14 protein-coding genes are annotated in these 18454 nt (G+C 70.8%); 12 read left to right on the top strand and 2 right to left on the bottom strand.

Features of this window, described 5'->3' with window-relative positions:
• Positions 1–804: an IclR family transcriptional regulator gene (locus JWN97_RS19735; RefSeq protein WP_297627037.1), complete on the bottom strand. Its 804-nt coding sequence runs from the start codon at positions 802–804 to the stop codon at positions 1–3.
• 173 nt (positions 805–977) lie between these two features.
• Between JWN97_RS19735 and kduI the strand changes: the two genes are divergently transcribed.
• From kduI to JWN97_RS19685, 10 genes are all read left to right on the top strand, one after another.
• Positions 978–1796 (top strand): 5-dehydro-4-deoxy-D-glucuronate isomerase, encoded by an 819-nt coding sequence (kduI, locus tag JWN97_RS19730; protein ID WP_297627034.1) that lies wholly within the window; start codon positions 978–980, stop codon positions 1794–1796.
• Positions 1793–2548: an SDR family oxidoreductase gene (locus tag JWN97_RS19725; protein WP_297627032.1), complete on the top strand. Its 756-nt coding sequence runs from the start codon at positions 1793–1795 to the stop codon at positions 2546–2548. The genes kduI and JWN97_RS19725 overlap by 4 nt, the downstream gene beginning before the upstream one ends.
• A 120-nt stretch (positions 2549–2668) precedes the next feature.
• Positions 2669–3754 (top strand): sugar ABC transporter substrate-binding protein, encoded by a 1086-nt coding sequence (locus tag JWN97_RS19720; protein ID WP_297627029.1) that lies wholly within the window; start codon positions 2669–2671, stop codon positions 3752–3754.
• Positions 3755–3822: 68 nt separating this feature from the next.
• Positions 3823–4770 carry an ABC transporter permease gene (locus JWN97_RS19715; RefSeq protein ID WP_297627026.1) on the top strand — a complete coding sequence of 316 codons (948 nt, stop codon included), beginning with the start codon at positions 3823–3825 and terminating at the stop codon, positions 4768–4770.
• Complete coding sequence (locus JWN97_RS19710; RefSeq protein WP_297627023.1) at positions 4767–6329, top strand: sugar ABC transporter ATP-binding protein; 1563 nt, start codon at positions 4767–4769, stop codon at positions 6327–6329. The genes JWN97_RS19715 and JWN97_RS19710 overlap by 4 nt, the downstream gene beginning before the upstream one ends.
• The gene (locus tag JWN97_RS19705) at positions 6326–7345 is read left to right on the top strand and encodes an ABC transporter permease (RefSeq protein WP_297627020.1); all 1020 of its coding nucleotides are present in this window, start codon (positions 6326–6328) and stop codon (positions 7343–7345) included. The genes JWN97_RS19710 and JWN97_RS19705 overlap by 4 nt, the downstream gene beginning before the upstream one ends.
• 64 nt (positions 7346–7409) lie before the next feature.
• Positions 7410–8900 carry an aldehyde dehydrogenase family protein gene (locus tag JWN97_RS19700; protein WP_297627016.1) on the top strand — a complete coding sequence of 497 codons (1491 nt, stop codon included), beginning with the start codon at positions 7410–7412 and terminating at the stop codon, positions 8898–8900.
• Positions 8897–9565: a bifunctional 4-hydroxy-2-oxoglutarate aldolase/2-dehydro-3-deoxy-phosphogluconate aldolase gene (gene eda / locus JWN97_RS19695; protein WP_297627013.1), complete on the top strand. Its 669-nt coding sequence runs from the start codon at positions 8897–8899 to the stop codon at positions 9563–9565. Before JWN97_RS19700 ends, eda begins: the two co-directional genes overlap by 4 nt.
• Positions 9562–10659 (top strand): sugar kinase, encoded by a 1098-nt coding sequence (locus JWN97_RS19690; protein WP_297627010.1) that lies wholly within the window; start codon positions 9562–9564, stop codon positions 10657–10659. The genes eda and JWN97_RS19690 overlap by 4 nt, the downstream gene beginning before the upstream one ends.
• Positions 10660–10895: 236 nt before the next feature.
• On the top strand, positions 10896–16796 hold the full coding sequence (locus tag JWN97_RS19685) for a LamG-like jellyroll fold domain-containing protein (RefSeq protein ID WP_297627007.1): 5901 nt from the start codon (positions 10896–10898) through the stop codon (positions 16794–16796).
• 125 nt (positions 16797–16921) lie between these two features.
• Here JWN97_RS19685 and JWN97_RS19680 read toward each other — a convergent pair whose 3' ends face one another.
• Positions 16922–17143 carry a tautomerase family protein gene (locus JWN97_RS19680; protein ID WP_297627004.1) on the bottom strand — a complete coding sequence of 74 codons (222 nt, stop codon included), beginning with the start codon at positions 17141–17143 and terminating at the stop codon, positions 16922–16924.
• A 150-nt stretch (positions 17144–17293) separates the two neighbouring features.
• On the opposite strand from JWN97_RS19680, the gene JWN97_RS19675 reads away from it, so the two are divergent.
• A complete protein-coding gene (locus JWN97_RS19675) occupies positions 17294–17899 on the top strand; it encodes a YcnI family protein (RefSeq protein WP_297627001.1) in 606 nt (201 codons plus the stop codon).
• The coding region (locus JWN97_RS19670) for a copper resistance protein CopC (RefSeq protein ID WP_297626998.1) at positions 17896–18454 on the top strand (559 nt) is incomplete at its 3' end. The genes JWN97_RS19675 and JWN97_RS19670, both read left to right, overlap by 4 nt.

Raw genomic sequence — 18454 nt, 5'->3', positions numbered from 1 at the left:
TCAGCGCACCAGGCTGTTGCCGTGCACGGCCGCGAGCCGTGCCCTGACGCTGAGCAGCGTCTCGATGATGAGGTCCTCGCGACCGTTGTCGAGCCGGCTGATCGGCACGGCGACGCTGAGGGCGTCGACGGCGTGGTGGCTGAAGGGGAGCGCGACCCCGAAGCAGCGCACGCCCATGCAGGACTCCTCGCTCTCGGTCGCATAGCCCTGGTAGGCCGCGCGGTCGATGATCTCGAGCACCGCGTCCTTGTCGGTGGTGGTGTTGGGGGTGATCGCCGCGATCGACTCCGGCACCATGTCGCGGCGCGCCTCGGCCGGCATCTCGGCAAGGAGGGCGCGCCCCAGCGACGTGGCGTACGCCGGCAGCCGGCGGCCGACGGCGGAGTGCATGCGCAGCGGGTGGATCGACTCGCGCTTGCCCGTGTAGATCACGTCGGCGCCGTCGAGGCGGCCGAGGTGGACGGTCTCACCGGTCGCACCCGCGACCTCGTCGAGCACCGATGCCGCGCGTGCCAGGACCGGGTCGCCGTCGAGGTAGGCCGAGCTCACCACGAGCGAGTGGATGCCGAGCTGGTAGACGCTTCCGGTCGGGTCGGTCTGCAGCCAGCCGCGGTCCACCATCGTGCGCAGCAGCGCGTGCAGGCTGCTCTTGGGGATGCTCAGTCGCTGGGAGAGCTGGAGCTGGGTGCCGGGCCCGTTGGCCGCGATCTCGTCGAGCAGGTCGAGTGCCCGGGCAGCGGACTTGACCGGTCCGGCCGTCCCGCTGGCGCTGATGTCCTTCTGGATCTCTGTCTGAACCTGCATTGGCGTCTCCGGTCTCCTGGTGAGGAACGAGACCCCCGTCTCGCTGAGGGAAGCGTAGCGCGGGTTCGCATACATGGACCAGTTTCGCCCCCTTGACCAGTGATGGCGGTCACGTATAGGGTCGAACTCAGTTCACATAGACGAACACAGTTCATGACACCGAGGGGTACCGCGTGATCCAGGTCCGATATTCGACAGCTCCGACCAGTGCGGAGACTGCCACCACGGCCGCCCTGCGCGACACCTTCCTGGTCCAGGACCTCTTCGTCGCCGGTGAGGTGCACGGCACCTACACCCACGAGGACCGCATGGTCATCGGTGGCGCCGTTCCCAGCACCGGCCAGCTCGACCTGCCCGCCTGGACCGAGGTGCTCGGCACCGAGACCCACCTCGAGGCCCGCGAGCTCGGCATCATCAACGTCGGCGGTGCCGGCCACGTCCTGGTGGACGGCGAGAAGTTCGAGCTCGAGCACCTCGACGGCCTGTTCGTCGGCCGGGGCAGCGAGGTCTCCTTCGCCGGCGCCGACGCCGCCTTCTACTTCGTCTCCGCTGGCGCCCACGCGACCTACCCCGCGCAGCAGCTCACCCACTCCGAGGTGGAGCCCGTGGCCCTCGGCTCGGCGGACTCCGCCAACGAGCGCCACCTGTTCCGCTACGCCTGGGGCCAGGACCTGCGAACCTCGGTCCTGCAGTTCGGCGTCACGGTGATCTCCAACGGCTCGGTGTGGAACACCTTCCCGCCGCACCTGCACGCGCGTCGCACCGAGATCTACTGCTACGTCGACCTGGACGAGGAGGACCGCGTCTTCCACTTCATGGGACAACCCGGCTCCACCCGCCACCTTGTCATGCGCAACCGCGAGGCCGTCATCTCGCCGCCGTGGTCCATCCATGCCGGCGCCGGCACCGGCTCGTACGCGTTCATCTGGGCGATGGCCGGCGAGAACAACTGCTACACCGACCTGACCCCCGTGGCGGTGGAGGACCTGTGACCTCGCCCTTCGACCTGCAGGGCAGGTGCGCGGTGGTGACCGGTGCCGGTCGAGGGATCGGCCGCGCGGTCGCCCTCGGTCTCGCACGGGCCGGCGCCGACGTCGTCCTGCTCGGCCGGCCGGGGGCCCAGGACGCCACCCGCGACGCCGTGCGCGACCTCGGCGGCACCGTCGACGTCGTGGACCTCGACGTGAGCGACCTCGACGCCGTCGAGCGTGTCGGCGCCGAGCTCACCGGCTCGCGCCAGGTCGACATCGTCGTCAACAACGCCGGCATCATCGACCGCGAGGACTCCGTCGCGGTGGGCCGCGACGCCTGGCACCGGGTGCTCGACGTCAACCTCCACGGCATGTTCTTCCTCTGCCAGCAGCTCGGCCGACCCATGGTCGAGCGCGGCCACGGCAAGATCGTCAGCATCGCCAGCCTCCTGTCCTTCCAGGGCGGCGTGCGGGTGGTGTCGTACGCCGCCAGCAAGCACGGCGTCGCCGGCGTGACCAAGGCACTCGCCAACGAGTGGGGTCCCCACGGCGTCCAGGTCAACGCGATCGCGCCGGGCTACATCTCCACCGACAACACCACAGCGCTCCGGGAGGACCCCGACCGGTCCCGCTCGATCCTCGAGCGGATCCCCGCCGGTCGGTGGGGCTCCGCCGACGACATCGCCGGGGCCGCCGTCTTCTTGAGCTCGTCCGCAGCCGACTACGTCAACGGCCACGTCCTGGTCGTCGACGGCGGCTGGATGGCCCGCTGACCACACCCAGAACCGCACACGCACCACCGGATAAGAACAGCACCCACTCCTCGGGGCAGTACCTGACCCAGTCAGTCCCACCCGCCGGTCACCGGCACTTGAAGAGAATGAGGATCGACCATGAAGTTCACCTCTCGTCCGACCGCAGTCGTGCTCGGCCTGACCCTGGCGGCAGCCGCTCTCGCGGGCTGCAGCGAAGAGGCAGGCGGGGGCAGCGCCAGCGGCTCCGAGGCCGGTGCCTGCGCCCCCGAGGACGTCGTCCTGGTGGGCCAGGTGCGCAACGAGTCCAACCCCTACGAGGCCGCGTGGCTCGACGGTGGCGACGCGTTCGCCGAGCAGGTCGGCCTCACCCAGGACCGGCTCACCTACGACGGTGACTCGACGCGCCAGCAGGAGCAGATCAGCCAGCTGCTCGCCGGCGACACCGAGTGCCTCGTCATGAACATCCTGCCCAACGGCGACTCCGACACCCCGCCGATCGTCGAGGGTGCGCAGGAGGCCGGCGCCTACCTCGTCACCCAGTGGAACAAGCCGGCCGACCTCAACGTCGCCGACTACGACCAGTGGCTGAGCCACATCACCTACAACGGTGTCGAGTCGGGCAAGCAGATCGGTGACGCGCTCGCCGAGGCCATCGGTGGCTCGGGCGGGATCGTCGCCCTGCAGGGCATCCTGGACACCGGCGCCGCCAAGGACCGCTTCGCCGGTCTCGAGGAGTCGCTGGCCGCCAACCCGGACGTCGAGCTGCTCGACGACCAGACCGCCAACTTCTCCCGTGACGAGGCCCTCGCGGTCACCAAGACGCTCCTCACCAAGCACGGTGACGAGCTCAAGGGCATCTGGGCCGCCAACGACGACATGGCGCTCGGCGCGCTCGCAGCGCTCGAGCAGGCCGGTCGCACGGACGTGGCCGTGGTCGGCATCGACGCCGTCCCGGACGCACTGACCGCCATCGAGGACGGCACCATGACCGCGACCGTCTCGAGCGACGGCCCGTGGCAGGGTGGCATCGGCCTCGCCATCGGCTACTGCGTGGCCACCGGTGAGCTCGCCGCCGAGGACATCGCCGACGAGGACCGCGCCTGGTTCGCCGAGCAGTTCCTGATCACCAGCGACAACGTCGGCGACTTCACCTCCCCGGAGGTCGACGCCGCCGACTTCGAGTGCGACAACGTCTTCAGCCGCTCGCAGGGCGCGATTTCGTGACCATGACATCCCCCGCCGGCGCCGACACAGAGGTCGTGCTCCCGCCACGCCCCCAGCCTCGGCGGGGGGTGTCGCTCCGGGACGCAGGTCCCCCGATCGCACTCGTGGTCATCTTCGGCATCTTCGCGGTGCTGAGCTCTGACTTCCGCACGGTCGGCAACGTGCAGAACATCATGGACGCGGCGGCGGTCCTCGCCGTCGTGACCTGCGGCATCAGCTTCGTGCTGATGATGGGGTCGATCGACCTCTCCGCCCCGGGCGTCATGGGGGCCTCCGCGATCGCGGTGGCCCTCCTGGTCGCCAACAACCGCAACAGCAACGACTGGGGACTTCTCGGGGTCCTGCTCGCTGTCCTCATCGGGGCCGCGCTCGGCTGTCTGAGCGGGTTCGCACTGGTCACCTTGAAGGTCCCGTCCTTCATGACCACGCTCGGCGTCTCCGCCATCGGGCTCGGCGTGGCGACCCTGATGTTCTCGGGTGTGCAGCCCAACATCTCCGACGAGATGCTCCACAGCTGGGCGGTCAGCCGATTCCTCGGCCTCGCCCACCTGACCTGGATCGCGCTCGCCTGCGTGCTCCTCGGCTGGCTCATCCAGCGCTACTCCCGGCTGGGCCGCTACGCCTTCGCGATCGGCGGTGCCGAGGAGGTGCTGTCCCTCTCGGGGGTCAAGGTCGCCCCCTACAAGGTCGCGGTCTTCACCCTGGCCGGGGCGTTCTACGGCCTCGCCGGCGTCATGGTCACCAGCCAGCTCAGCGCCGGCCTCGTGCAGGCGGGCAAGGGCTACGACTTCGCGGCCATCACCGCCGCCGTCGTCGGCGGCACCCTGCTCACCGGCGGTCGCGGGGGCATCCTCCACTCCGCCGTCGGCGTCCTGCTGGTCACCGTGCTGACCAACGGACTCGTCCAGGTCGGCGTGAGCCCCTACTGGCAGGGCGGCGTCCAGGGCCTCATCGTCGTGGCGGCCGTGGCTGCCGCCGTCCTTCCCCAGCGTCGTAGGAACCAGGTGACCAAGTGACGACCCACCTCCAGACGGAGACCGGTGCGCAGGCGCCGGCGCCGGTCCACGCCCTCGAGGTGCGGGGCCTGGTCAAGCACTACCCGGGCGTCAAGGCGCTCGACGGCGTCGACCTGGTCGTCCACCAGAACGAGGTCCTCGGCCTCGCCGGCGAGAACGGTGCCGGAAAGTCCACCCTCCTCAAGGCGCTGGTCGGCCTGGTCCGTCCCGACGCCGGGGAGATCTGGGTGCGCGGCGAGAAGGTGCGGCTGCGCAGCGTCGTCGAGGCCGCCGACCACGGCATCGGCATGGTCTTCCAGGAGCAGTCGCTCGTCCCCAACCTCACCGCGGCCGAGAACATCGTGCTCGGCAGCGAGGGGCGCGGCGTACGTCGCGGCATCTACCGCTGGGACACGATGCGCGCGCTCGCCCAGGAGCAGCTCGACAAGATCGGGTCCCACATCGACCCGCTGGCGCGCACCGACACGCTGACCTTCGCCGAGCGGCAGATGGTGGAGATCGCCAAGGTCCTGCGGATCGAGGAGCGCACCTCCCACCCGCCCGTCATCATCCTCGACGAGCCCACCTCGGTGCTGGAGTCGAAGGAGATCGAGACCCTCTTCACGCAGGTGCGACGGCTCCGCGAGTTCGCGTCGGTCATCTTCGTCTCGCACCGCCTCGACGAGGTGCTCGACGTGTGCGACCGCGTGCTCGTGCTGCGCGGCGGCCGGTCGGTGGGCGAGGTGCCCACCGCGGGCGCGGCCCCGGCCGAGCTGCACCGGATGATGATCGGGTCCACCGGCTCCGACGACCACTACCACGACACCACCGCCGTGCGGTCCGACCTGCCGCTGGAGCCCCGCCTGGTCGTGCGTGGCCTCTCCGGCAAGACCTTCCGCGACGTGGACCTCGACGTCCACGCGGGGGAGATCGTCGGCATCGTCGGCGTCCACGGCTCCGGCCGCGAGGACGTGTGCCGGGCGCTGTTCGGCGCCGAGCCGATCGAGGCCGGCGAGGTCACCCTCGACGGTCAGGAGCTCGACCTGTCCGGCACCCGCGCGGCCTGCGCGGCCGGCGTCGGCTACGTCCCGGCCGAGCGCAAGATCGAAGGCATGGTCGGGCCGATGTCGGTCGCCGACAACATGACCCTCACCAAGCAGAAGTCCCGCTGCTCCGGCCCCCTGGTGGTGCCGCAGAAGCAGGCCACGCTGGTCGACACGTGGATCGAGCGGCTCTCGATCCGCACGCCGCACCGCGGCACCGCGATCCAGCGGCTCTCGGGCGGCAACCAGCAGAAGGTCGTGCTGGCGCGCTGGCTGGTCGCCGGCGACGTACGCCTCCTGCTCCTCGACCACCCGACCCGCGGCCTCGACATCGGTGCCCGCTCGGAGGTCTACCGGCTGATGCGCGAGCTCGCCAACAGCGGCGTCGCGACCGTGCTGCTCGCCGACAGCCTCGAGGAGGCCATCGGCATGTCCGACCGGATCATCGTGATGAGCGACGGCCGGGCGACCGCGGAGGTCGGGTGCCCCTCCGGCGCCAAGCCGACACCCCTCGACCTCGTGAAGGAAATGGTATGACCACCCCCGTCATCGCCACCCCGGACTCGAGCCCGGACTCCGGCCCAGCAGCCGACACCGCGCCGGTGAAGGGCGGTCCCACCGTCGGCCAGCGACTCACGTCGTTCATGCCGCTCATCGCCCTCGTCGGCCTGCTGGCCGCCCTGACGATCGCCGACCCCGACTTCCTGACGCAGCGCAGCCTCACCGCGGCCGTGCGTACGTCGGCACCGCTGGCCGTGCTCGCCGCGGGCGCCACGCTCGTGGTGCTGTGCGGAGGGATCGACCTCTCGATCGCCGCGCTGTGCTCGCTGACGACCGTCCTCTTCGCGATGTGGCTGCCCGACCTCGGTGGGCTCACCACCCTCGCCGCGATCGGCATCGCCGCCGCGATCGGTGCGGTGCAGGGCATCGCCCACGTGCTGCTGAGGATCCCGTCCTTCATCGTCACGCTCGGCGGGATGAGCATCTTCTCGGCCGTCGCGCTGGTCATCTCCGACGCCGGCCCGATCCGCATCGTCGACCGCGACGCCACCAAGTGGCTCACCCTCTATGTCGGTGGCGTGGTCCCGATGTCGTTCTTCATCGCCGTGATCGTGGTGGCCGCGATCTCGCTGGTCCTCAAGCTCACGCCGCTCGAGAGCTTCGTCCGGGCCACCGGCTACTCCGAGTCGGCCGCCCGGCTGGCGGGCGCGCCCGTCGACCTCGTCAAGGTGGCCGCCTTCACCATCTCCGGTGCCTGCGCCGGCCTGGCCGCGGTCATGCTGGTCTCGCGCAACTTCAGCGGCAGCCCGACCATGGCCGACAACCTGCTGCTGCCGGCCGTGGCGGCCATCGTGGTCGGCGGCACGGCGATCACCGGCGGCCACGGCTCCCTGTGGCGCAGCCTGACCGGCGCGCTCGTGGTCACGCTGCTGCGCGTCGGGCTCCCCATCGTCGGCGTCCCGTCGGCGTGGGAGCAGATCCTCTACGGCGCCATCATCGTCGCCGCCGTCGCGCTCACGCTCGACCGATCGAAGGTGCTGATCATCAAGTAGCTGCCCGGCCACCCCCGACTCCTGCACGACAGACCCCGAACCCGCATTCACGAAGAGGTTTCCCATGTCCGAGAACCCCCAGCTCCTGCCCGCCGTCTCCGAGTTCTTGTCCAAGCCCCTGCAGCTGCTGATCGACGGCGAGTGGGTCGACGCCAAGGACGGCGCGACCTTCGACACGGTCAACCCCGCCACCGAGGAGGTCCTGGTCCAGGTCGCGCGCGCCTCCGCCGTCGACGTCGACCGCGCCGTCGTGGCGGCCCGCAACGCCTTCGAGGGCGGCTCGCCGTGGTCGAAGTTCACCCCGCGCGAGCGCTCGCACCTGCTGTGGCGCATCGGCGACCTGATCGACGAGCAGGCCGAGGATTTCGCCCAGCTCGAGTCGCTCGACAACGGCAAGAGCCTCGCGTCCGCCCGCGGCGACGTGGGCGTGGCCGCCGAGCTGTTCCGCTACTTCGCCGGCTGGGCCACCAAGATGGAGGGCACGACCATCCCGATGTCGGTGCCCGGGCGCGAGTTCCACGCCTACACGCGGCGCGAGCCCCTCGGCGTCGTGGCCGGCATCGTGCCGTGGAACTTCCCGCTCACCATGGCCGCCTTCAAGATCGTCCCCGCCATCACCGCCGGCAACACCGTCATCCTCAAGCCGGCCGAGCAGACCCCGCTCACCGCGCTGCGCCTGGGCCAGCTGCTCCTCGACGCGGGCCTGCCCGCGGGCGTCGTCAACGTGCTGTCCGGGTTCGGCGACGCGGGCGCAGCGCTGGTCGACCACCCGGACGTCGACAAGGTCGCCTTCACCGGCAGCACCGAGGTCGGCAAGAAGATCGCGGCCGGCGCCTCGAAGAACCTCAAGAAGGTCTCGCTCGAGCTCGGTGGCAAGGCCCCCAACATCATCTTCGCGGACGCCGACCTCGACGCCGCGATCGCGGGCGCCGCCCTGGCCGGCTTCTTCAACGAGGGCCAGTGCTGCGTCAACGGCTCCCGCCTCTACGTCCAGCGCGAGGTCTTCGACCAGGTGGTCGAGGGCGTGGCCAAGGCCGCGAAGGCGATCCGGGTCGGCGACGCCTTCGACCCGGCGACCACGATGGGTCCGCTGGTCTCGCAGGAGCAGCACGAGAAGGTCATGGGCTACGTCCGGGGCGCGGTCGCCGACGGCGCCACGCTCGCGGCGGGCAGCGCCGACCCGGCCGCAGACAACGGCTACTTCTTCGCCCCGACGCTCATCACCGGCGTCACCGAGCAGATGGCCGTCCAGACCGACGAGATCTTCGGCCCGGTCATCACCGCGATCCCGTTCGACACCGAGGACGAGGTCGTCGCCGCCGCCAACAACACCGTCTACGGCCTCGCCGCCGGTGTCTGGTCGCGTGACCTCAGCACCGCCCACCGCGTCGGCAGCAAGCTGCGGGCCGGCACGGTCTGGCTGAACACCTGGCACGCCGACGACGTCACGCTGCCGCGCGGTGGCTTCAAGCAGTCCGGGTGGGGCCGCGAGCTCGGGTCGTTCGGCCTCGACGACTACACCGAGCTCAAGACCGTGATCGCCGAGCTCCGGTGATCGCGCCCCTGGGCCCCCGGCCGAGCGCCACGGACGTCCTCGGCGACCACCGGGTCGTGCCGGTCGTCGTCCTGGACGACCCCCGCAAGGCTGACGCGCTGGGCGCCGCCCTCGTCGAGGGTGGGCTGCCCGTGGCCGAGGCGACCTTCCGGACCCCGGAGGCCGCGGCCGTGCTGCGCCGTCTCGCCGCGCGCCACGACCTCGTCGTCGGCGCCGGCACCGTCCTGACCGCGCGCCAGGTCGACGAGGCGCTCGACGCGGGCGCCAGGTTCGTCGTGTCGCCCGGCCTCAGCGCGGTCGTCGTACGGCGCTGCCAGGAGGCCAACGTGCCGGTCATCCCGGGCATCAGCACCCCCAGCGAGATCATGCAGGCGCTCGACCTGGGCCTCGACACCGTGAAGTTCTTCCCGGCCGAGGCCAACGGGGGACTGCCGACGATCAAGGCGCTGGCCGCGGCCTTCCCGCAGGTGCGCTTCATGCCCACCGGCGGGATCACCGTCGAGAGCGCTCCGGCCTATCTGGCCCACCCGTCCGTCGCCGCCGTCGGCGGCAGCTGGATGGTGGCCGCCGACCTGCTGGCCGCAGGCCGGTGGGACGAGGTGGCCGCCCGGTGCGCCGCCACGTCCGCACTGTCCGCCCCCCGTCGCGAAGGAGCACCCGCATGATCGAGACCCGTCCGGCCGCCGAGTGCGAGCTCGACATCGTCGCGCTGGGGGAGGTGATGCTGCGCCTCGACCCGGGGGAGGGCCGCATCCGCACCGCGCGACGCTTCGAGGCGTGGGAGGGCGGCGGTGAGTACAACGTCGCCCGCGGCATGCGCAAGGTCTTCGGCCTGAGGGCCGGCGTCGTCACCGCCCTCGCCGACAACGAGATCGGCCACCTGGTCGAGAACCTCGTCATGCAGGGAGGCGTCGACACCTCGCTGATCCGGTGGGAGTCGTACGACGGCATCGGGCGCAGCGTGCGCAACGGCCTCAACTTCACCGAGCGCGGCTACGGCGTACGCGGTGCGGTCGGGGTCTCCGACCGGGCCAACACCGCCATCGCACAGATGCGTCCCGGGACGGTGGACTGGGACGACCTCTTCGGCCGCCGCGGGGTGCGCTGGCTCCACACCGGCGGCATCTACGCCGCCCTGTCGGAGCACGCCGCCGCCGTCGCCGAGGAGGCCATGGCGGCCGCCCAGAAGCACGGGACGGTCGTGTCCTTCGACCTCAACTACCGTCCCAGCCTCTGGGCCGGGATCGGCGGCACCGAGTTCGCCCGCGACGTCAACACCCGGCTCGCCGGCCACGTCGACGTGATGATCGGCAACGAGGAGGACTTCACCGCCGCCCTCGGCTTCGAGGTCGCCCACGTCGACGAGCACCTCAGCGCCCTCCCGATGGACAGCTTCGAGGCGATGGTCGGCACGGTCGCGGAGAAGATGCCGTGGTTCAAGGTGATCGCGACGACCCTGCGCACGGTCCACTCGGCCAGCGACAACGACTGGCAGGCGATCGCGTGGTCGCCGGAGACCGGCGTGCTCGCGTCGAAGCCCCGCGACCACCTCGGCATCTTCGACCGGGTCGGCGGGGGAGACGGCTTCGCGTCCGGGCTGGTCTACGGCCTGCTCGAGGGCGAGCCGCTGCAGCAGTGCCTCGAGCTCGGCGCCGCCCACGGGGCGCTGGCGATGACGACCCCGGGCGACACCTCGATGGCGACCCGCGAGGAGGTGCGCGCGCTCGCCGGTGGAGGCAGCGCGCGCGTCCGCCGCTGACCTGATCGCCACGACGCGTCAGCGGCACCCAGAGCCAGGTCTGGGTGGTCGGCCCCGTGCGGGGGATCGGCCACCCAGGCCTGTTTTCATGTACATGAACAGTTTTAGATCGTCGTTCACAATTATGGACAGAGTTCTTGACTCTGTTGTGATGCCCGTCATACGGTCAGGCGTCTCGTGAGCGCTGACCGCACCCGCCGCCGCCGAGCTCCTCTCAGTCGAGCCAAGGGAACAAGATGAACGTGCTCCGCAGATCCGCCCATCGGCACAAGGTCCGGCGCCTGCGCCGCGCCTCCGCCCACCTCGTGGCCATGACGGCGGCGATGGCCGTCGCACTCCCACTCGCCGGCACCGCCCAGGCGGCCGGCCCCACCGTCCGGGCCGCCTCCGCCCCCGCGGCCGCGGCCGCCGCAGACGACGACGTGCTGCGCGTCCTGCTGTTCTCCAGCGGCGACCAGGTGCACGGCTCGGTGGCCAACACGCGAGCCGCCGTCCGGGAGCAGTCCAACTCCCTCGCTGCCCAGTACGGACTGGACAACAACACCGACGACGCGACGCAGGCCGTCGCCGACATCCAGGAGACGACCAGCGCCGCTGCGTTCACCCCGGAGAACCTGGCCACCAAGGACCTCCTCGTCTTCGCCCACACCGCGGGCGTGCTGTTCAACACCGAGCAGCGCGCCGCGCTCGAGGCCTACATCCGTGGTGGCGGCGGCTTCGTCGGCATCCACTACGCGGCCTGGTCCCCCGACCAGACCGAGCACGACGTGAACCCCTTCTACCGTCGCCTCGTGGGCGCGGCCGCCACCGGCCACCCCGAGCCTGCGGGAGGCCAGCGCGGCACCATCAGCGTCAGCGGCGCTCCGAGCCCGCTCACCGCCGGCCTCCAGTCGCCGCTCGCCTACACCGACGAGTGGTACGAGTGGGACGTCAACCCGACCCAGAACGTGCGCACGCTGGTGTCGGTGGACGAGTCCACCTACGCCGCCGGCGCCCGCATCGGCGAGGAAGGCACCTCCCACCCGGTCACGTGGTGCCAGACGATCGACCAGGGTCGCTCGTGGTACTCCTCGCTGGGTCACCACCCCTCGGCCTGGACCGCGGCCGACGACGGCGGCAACGCAAACGACAACCAGGCTGACGACTTCGTCCGTGCGCAGCTGCGCAACGGCATGGCCTACTCGGCAGGGCTGCTCGCCGCGGACTGCTCCCCGCCGGCCAAGGACGCCGAGGGCTCGTGGGGCGACGTGACGCCGTGGCCGGTGATGCCGATCAACGCCGCCCTGACCACCGACGGCAAGGTCCAGTCCTTCGGCTCGGTCGGCTCGGGCTGCACCGACAACACGCGCTACGACTACAGCGGCAACGACTGCGTCACGCAGGGCGGCCAGACCGAGATCGACGTCTGGGACCCGAAGGTGGTGCGCACCGTGGCCAACCTGGTCTCCGGTGTGATCCCCAACGCGACCTACACCGACCTCTTCTGCTCGATGCAGGTGCAGATGCCGCACCGGCGCTCGACCTTCACCGTCGGCGGTGACGACAGCCTCGGTGGCAACGCGCCCAACGACGCCGCCATCGGCGTCACGAGCTACTCCACCAGCGCCGGCCTCAAGGACGAGGCCCCGATGAACTTCCCGCGCTGGTACCCGACGGGCACCACGCTGCCCAACGGCTCCATCGTCGTCCAGGGTGGTTCGCTCCGCGGCGGCCCCGGTGGACCCGGAGTCCTCACGCCCGAGGTCTACGACCCCGCGCAGGGCAACTCGTGGAAGCTGCTCAACGGCGCCACCAGCTCGGCGGCGTACGGCGACGGCCAGAACGGCCAGCCCGACGAGAACCGGTGGTGGTACCCGCGCGCCTTCGTGGCACCGACCAACGGCAACGTCTTCAACATCACCGGCACCCAGATGTTCGAGCTCGACCCGTCCGGTGACGGCGCGGTCACGATGCGCGGGACCCTGGGCAACGGCACGGGCAACCAGGGCAACCTCGGCAACCCGGTCGGCGCCACGTCCACCGCGACGATGTACCGCCCCGGCAAGATCCTGCAGGTCGGTGGCGGCTGGTGGGCCAACGGCGGCGGCCCCGCCGGCGCCCGCGCCGGCTTCACCGTCGACATCTCCGGCGGCACGGCCAACCCGGTGGTCGCCGCGACCGACCCGATGAAGTACGGCCGCCACTGGGCGACCTCGACCGTCATGCCCGACGGCAAGGTCCTGGTGACCGGTGGATCGAGTGACAACAACGGTCAGGGCGGCTACGTCACCAACCCGGAGATCTGGAACCCGGACGCGCCGAGCGGCTCGCAGTGGACCGAGGTCAAGGTGCCCTACGAGCACGCGCGCCTCTACCACTCGATCGCCCTGCTCCTGCCCGACGGCCGGATCATGATCGGTGGCGGCGGTGCTCCCGGCCCGCACGACTACACCGACGTGGAGTACTACTCCCCGGCGTACCTCTTCGACGGCAACCAGCCGGCGACGCGTCCGGTCGTGGCCAACGCCCCGAAGAAGATCGGCTACACCGGCACGTTCAACCTCGGCGTGACGTCGGCCAGCCCGGTCGACCGGGTCACCCTGGTCCGCAACGGCTCGGTCACGCACGGCTTCAACAACGACCAGAACTTCCAGGACCTGGCCTTCACCCAGAACGGCAGCTCGATCACGGTGACGTCCCCGCAGGACGCCAACTACGCCCCGCCCGGTGCGTACATGGTGTTCGTGTGGAGCAACGGCACTCCGTCCGTGGCCAACATCGTGCAGATCGACCCCACGGTGAAGATGCAGTCGCCGGCCCCCAAGGTCGTCGACCAGTTCGAGTACCCCCGCCTGCCCGCCACGTGGCAGTCGGGCACCTACCCGGAGAGCGTCCAGGTGGCTGCCGGCAACGGCCGGATGTCGCCGTGGGCCGTCGACGGCCAGGTGCAGCTGATCCGCGCGAGCGCGGCCGGGATGGGTGCGTTGGGCCTGACCGGCTACCACCTCGCCGTGGGCACGACCGGTGACCTGACCCGCACGCTCAAGGGACTCGACGTGGGCAAGGAGTACCGCCTGTCGGTGCGCTACGCCCGTGACAGCCGCACCTCCGGCACCACGCCGGGCACGGCTGAGCTCTCGGTCGCCAACCTCTCCACCACGTTGTCGGCCGAGACTGCGAAATCCTCCAACAGCTCCTTCGACACCTTTGTCGGGACCTTCGTCGCCACCGCGCGGCAGCAGGACCTGACGATCTCCGGCACCGGTTCCGGTGCGGGCGTGGTGCTCGACGACCTGGTGGTCGTGGGAACCGGGCTCGGTGTCGCCGACGTCCCGATCCAGTACCAGTTCGAGGAGGGCACCGGCACGGTCGCTGCCAACACCGGGTCGGACACGACGGTCGGTGAGGCCACGCTCGTCGGCACCACTGGCTGGAGCCCGAACGGGATCTCCGGCAAGGCGCTCGACCTCGTCGGCGGCTCCAACGCCAACACGGTCGACCTGCCCGACAACCTGCTCCAGAACGAGGCCGACTTCACCACGTCGTTCTGGGTCCGCCCGGACACGAAGGCGAACTGGATCAACCTGTTCCACATCGGTGACGGCCTCGGCGACACGGGCAGCTTCTTCCAGATCCAGATGCAGACGCAGGCCGCCGGCAACACCGGTCTGGCTGCCACCTTCAAGAAGAAGGGCAACGCGCTCCAGGAGCGGATCTACGCGACGCCGACGAAGGACGTCGTGGCCAACCAGTGGAACCACATCGTGTTCACGCGAGCCGGTGCCACCGGGACGCTCTACCTCAACGGCGTGCAGATCGCCCAGCGCACCAACCTGACGCTCACCATGACCGACATCGGTCCCACGACCAACAACTGGTTGGGTCGCAACGGCTTCCCGGACCCCTCGTTCGACGGCCTGATGGACGACGTACGTCTCTACACCTCGTCGCTCACCGGCGACGACGTCGCAGCGATGTACGCCGACGGCAGCGCGCTTGCCACGACCACGACGATCTCCGTCTCCCCGGAGTCGCCCTCGGAGTTCGAGGCACCCCTCACGGTGTCGGCCACGGTCAAGGACTCCGCCAACGCGAACCCGACGGGTGTCGCCGAGCTGTGGATCGACGGAGCACGCGAGGGCACGGCGGTCGACGTCGTCGACGGCGCGGTCTCCTTCCCGCCGGTCACGCTGGCACCCCGCACGCACGACATCGAGGTCCGCTTCATCGCCGCCGAGGGCTGGCGGAGCTCCGCCACGACCGTGACCCACACGGTCGACCGTCCTCCGGTCGGTGAGGGCGTGCCGGTGCACTACCGCTTCGACGAGGGATCCGGCACGACGGCGGCGAACTCGGGCACCGACCCGTCGATCGGCGCGGCCACGCTCCAGGGCAACGCCGGATGGACGCCGACCGCGAAGTACGGAGCAGGCGTCAACCTGCCCGGTGCGGGACACGTCAACCTGCCCAACAACATCACGGCCGGCATGGACCAGGAGATCACCATCTCCACGTGGATCCGCCCGACCGCGCTGCCCAACTGGACCACCCACGTCCAGATCGGCAAGGGGACCCAGGAGTACCTGCTCCTGCAGTCGTCGACGATCAACGGGGACCGCGGGTTCGCGGCCACGCTCCGCGTGGACAACGGCCCGGACCAGAGGATCCAGCTCCCGGGTGACACCGACCTGCCGCTCAACCAGTGGACCCACGTGGTCGTGACGCTGGGGCCGTCGCCGACCGGCGGTGGCACGACCGGCAAGATCTACTTCAACGGTGCGCTGCAGTCCGGTGCGACCAGGGACAACATCCCGATCGACATCGGAGACATCGGTGACGGCGGCACCACCGCCAACTTCATCGGCAACACCAGCTACCCCGACCCGCGTCCGACCGAGCAGGTCGACGACTTCCGGATCTACGGCTACGAGCTCAGCGCCGCCGACGTCGTCGAGCTCTTCGAGGACGAGGGCAACGCGGCACCGACCGGTGTCGCCGACGCCTACACGACGCCGGAGGGGGAGACGCTCACCGTCGACGCTCCCGGGGTCCTGGACAACGACACGGACGCCGAGGACGACACCCTCACCGCCACCGGGCTCACCCAGCCCGCCAACGGTGTGGTGACGCTCGAGGAGGACGGTTCGTTCGTCTACCTGCCCGACACGGACTTCTTCGGCACCGACACCTTCACCTACCGGGCCAACGACGGCACCACGTCGTCGGCGCCCACCACGGTCACCCTGACCGTGGAGGAGGCAGTGGTCCCGCCGAACGTGGCACCGGTCGCCGTGGACGACGCGTTCAGCACGGTGGCGGGGGAGTCCCTCTCCCTGGCGGCACCGGGCGTGATCGGCAATGACACGGACGCAGACGGTGGCACGCTCACCGCGACGCGCCTGAGCCAGCCGGTCAACGGCACGGTCACCCTGGCTGCCAACGGCTCCTTCACCTACACGCCCGAGCGGGGCTTCGTGGGCAAGGACCAGTTCACCTACGAGGTGAGCGACGGGACCGACACGTCGGCCCCTGCCACGGTGACCATCACGGTGAAGCCTGCGGGCGGCACCGGCGGTGGTGGCGGCACCGGTGACGGCCTGCTCAGCTCCGCGGTGGCGGGCGCCTCGGCCCCGTTCACCTTCGGCAAGGTCGGCACGGTCGTGGTCGGGGTTTCCCCGGCGGCAGCCACCGGCACCGTCGAGGTGCTCGACGGCACCACGGTCCTGGCGACGAGCACCCTCGCCGCAGGGCAGGCCGCGCTTGCGCTGCCGGCCAAGAGCCTGCAGCCCGGCACGCACCGGCTCACCCTGCGCTACCTCGGGGACACTGCCCACAAGGCGTCGTCCTCCCAGGTGCAGGTGGCTGTCGACAAGGTCGTCCCGCGGGTCACCGTGAAGGCGCCGGACTCGGTGGTCAAGGGCAAGCGCGCGAAGGTGACGGTGACCCTGCGGGCCGCCGACGCCGTGGCAGTCACCGGACAGGTGACGGTCGCGATCAAGGGCGGTAAGACGCTCACCAGCACGCTGGAGGACGGCAAGGTCGTCGTCCGGCTGCCCAAGGCCACGGGGAAGAAGCTCCGGCTGACCGTGACCTACCTCGGCAGCGAGCTGGCTGAGCCGGTCGTCGACCGGGTGCGGATCAAGGTCCGCAAGAAGTAGGCCAAGAAGTAGGCGCAGACACAGAGCGGGCCCGGAGGAGCAATCCTCCGGGCCCGCTCTGCGTGTCGGTCAAGCCGGCGTCGACCGGTCGGCGATGTCAGCCGGCGCTGGTCGGTCGACGTTGATCAGTCGGCCAGCGCGGCGACCACGCCGGCCCGGCTCTCGTCCTCGCTGGCCAGGACGCCGCCGTTGGCCACGATGTCGGGCGTGATCTCGGTGAAGACCATGCGGACGTCCTGGCGGCGGGCGCCGAGGATCTCCACGGCGCTGTCGGCGACGGCACGGGCGAAGTCACGACGCTGCTCCACGGTGCGGCCTCGCAGCAGCTCGACGGTGATGTTGGGCATGGATGTTCCCTGCTTCCTTCTCGAGCCGCCGTTCACACGTGCGACCTGGGTTCGGTGATCTGAATCACGGTACTGGGAGTTCACATCCTTGACAACAGTTCATCATGCTGGTTGTGTGAGGGGGGTCACCCGTCGGTCCAGGAGCCAGCCATGATCCCCACCCGCACGTTCCGGCGTGCGCTGCTGCCCGGTCTCGCGGCCGTGGGTCTGCTCGCCCTGGCGGCTCCGGCCTCCGCCCACGTGACCCTCACCCCGTCCACGACCGCGGCCGGCGCCACGGCCGTCGTACGGCTCGTCGTGCCGCACGGGTGCGCGGGCTCGGCGACGACCGAGGTCTCGGTGCGGATGCCCGACGCGGTCAGCGAGGTGGCGGCGCAGAGCACCGACCGCTGGGCCGTCGAGCGGACGGAGGAGGGCATCACCTATCGCACGGACGCCCCGCTGCCCGACGCGCTGCGCGACGAGGTGGCCTTCTCCGTGCGGCTGCCCGACGAGGTGGGGGCCGAGCTCGTGTTCCCGGTCGTCCAGCGCTGCCAGCAGGGCGAGGCGGCCTGGACCGAGGTCGCCGAGGACGCGGCCAGCCGGGAGGAGCTCGACATGCCCGCGCCCGTGGTCGTCGTGACGTCGGCGGGCGCCTCGCCGGCCGCGTCCGTCCCCGGCGGCAACCACCTCTTGACCTACGGCGCCGTCGGGGCGCTCGCCGCCGGCAGCCTCGCGGCCGGTGCCGTGCTCGTCGTGCGCCGCCGACGCGCATGACCGATCGCCCCGCGGGCCGGCGCGCCGCAGGCTGGGTGCTGCTCGCCTGCCTGTCCGTCCTCCTGCTGCTGGGCTCGGCCGCTCCGGCCTCGGCCCACGCGACCCTCGTCGCGACCGACCCCGCCGAGGGCGCGGTCCTCGACGTCGCGCCCCAGGAGGTGACCTTCACCTTCAACGAGCCGGTGATCGGCGTCCCCGCCGGGATCCAGGTCTTCGACGCGACTGGGGACGTCGTGGCCTCCTCCGCGTCGGTGCGCGACGCCGAGCTCGTGGTCCACCTGGACGAGGAGGTGGGCGAGGGCACGCTCGTCGTCGTCTGGCGCCTGGTGTCTGCCGACGGGCACCCGATCGGTGGCTCGCTGAGCTTCTCCGTCGGCGCCCCCAGCGACGTGGTGGACGTGCCGACCAGCAGCACGGACGCGGACACGGACGCACCCCTGCCGCTGAGCATGGTCCGCTGGCTCGGCTACCTCGGCCTGCTCGTCGCCGCCGGCGTCGCCGCGTTCTCGGTGCTGTTCCTGCCTGCCGACCGCCACGCCGACGCGGCGCGCCTCC

The sequence above is a fragment of the Nocardioides sp. genome, from assembly GCF_025965415.1.
In the GTDB taxonomy this organism is placed as follows: domain Bacteria; phylum Actinomycetota; class Actinomycetes; order Propionibacteriales; family Nocardioidaceae; genus Nocardioides.
The sequence above is the reverse complement of the archived record's forward strand: the minus strand, read 5'-3'. Positions and strand labels throughout refer to the sequence as shown.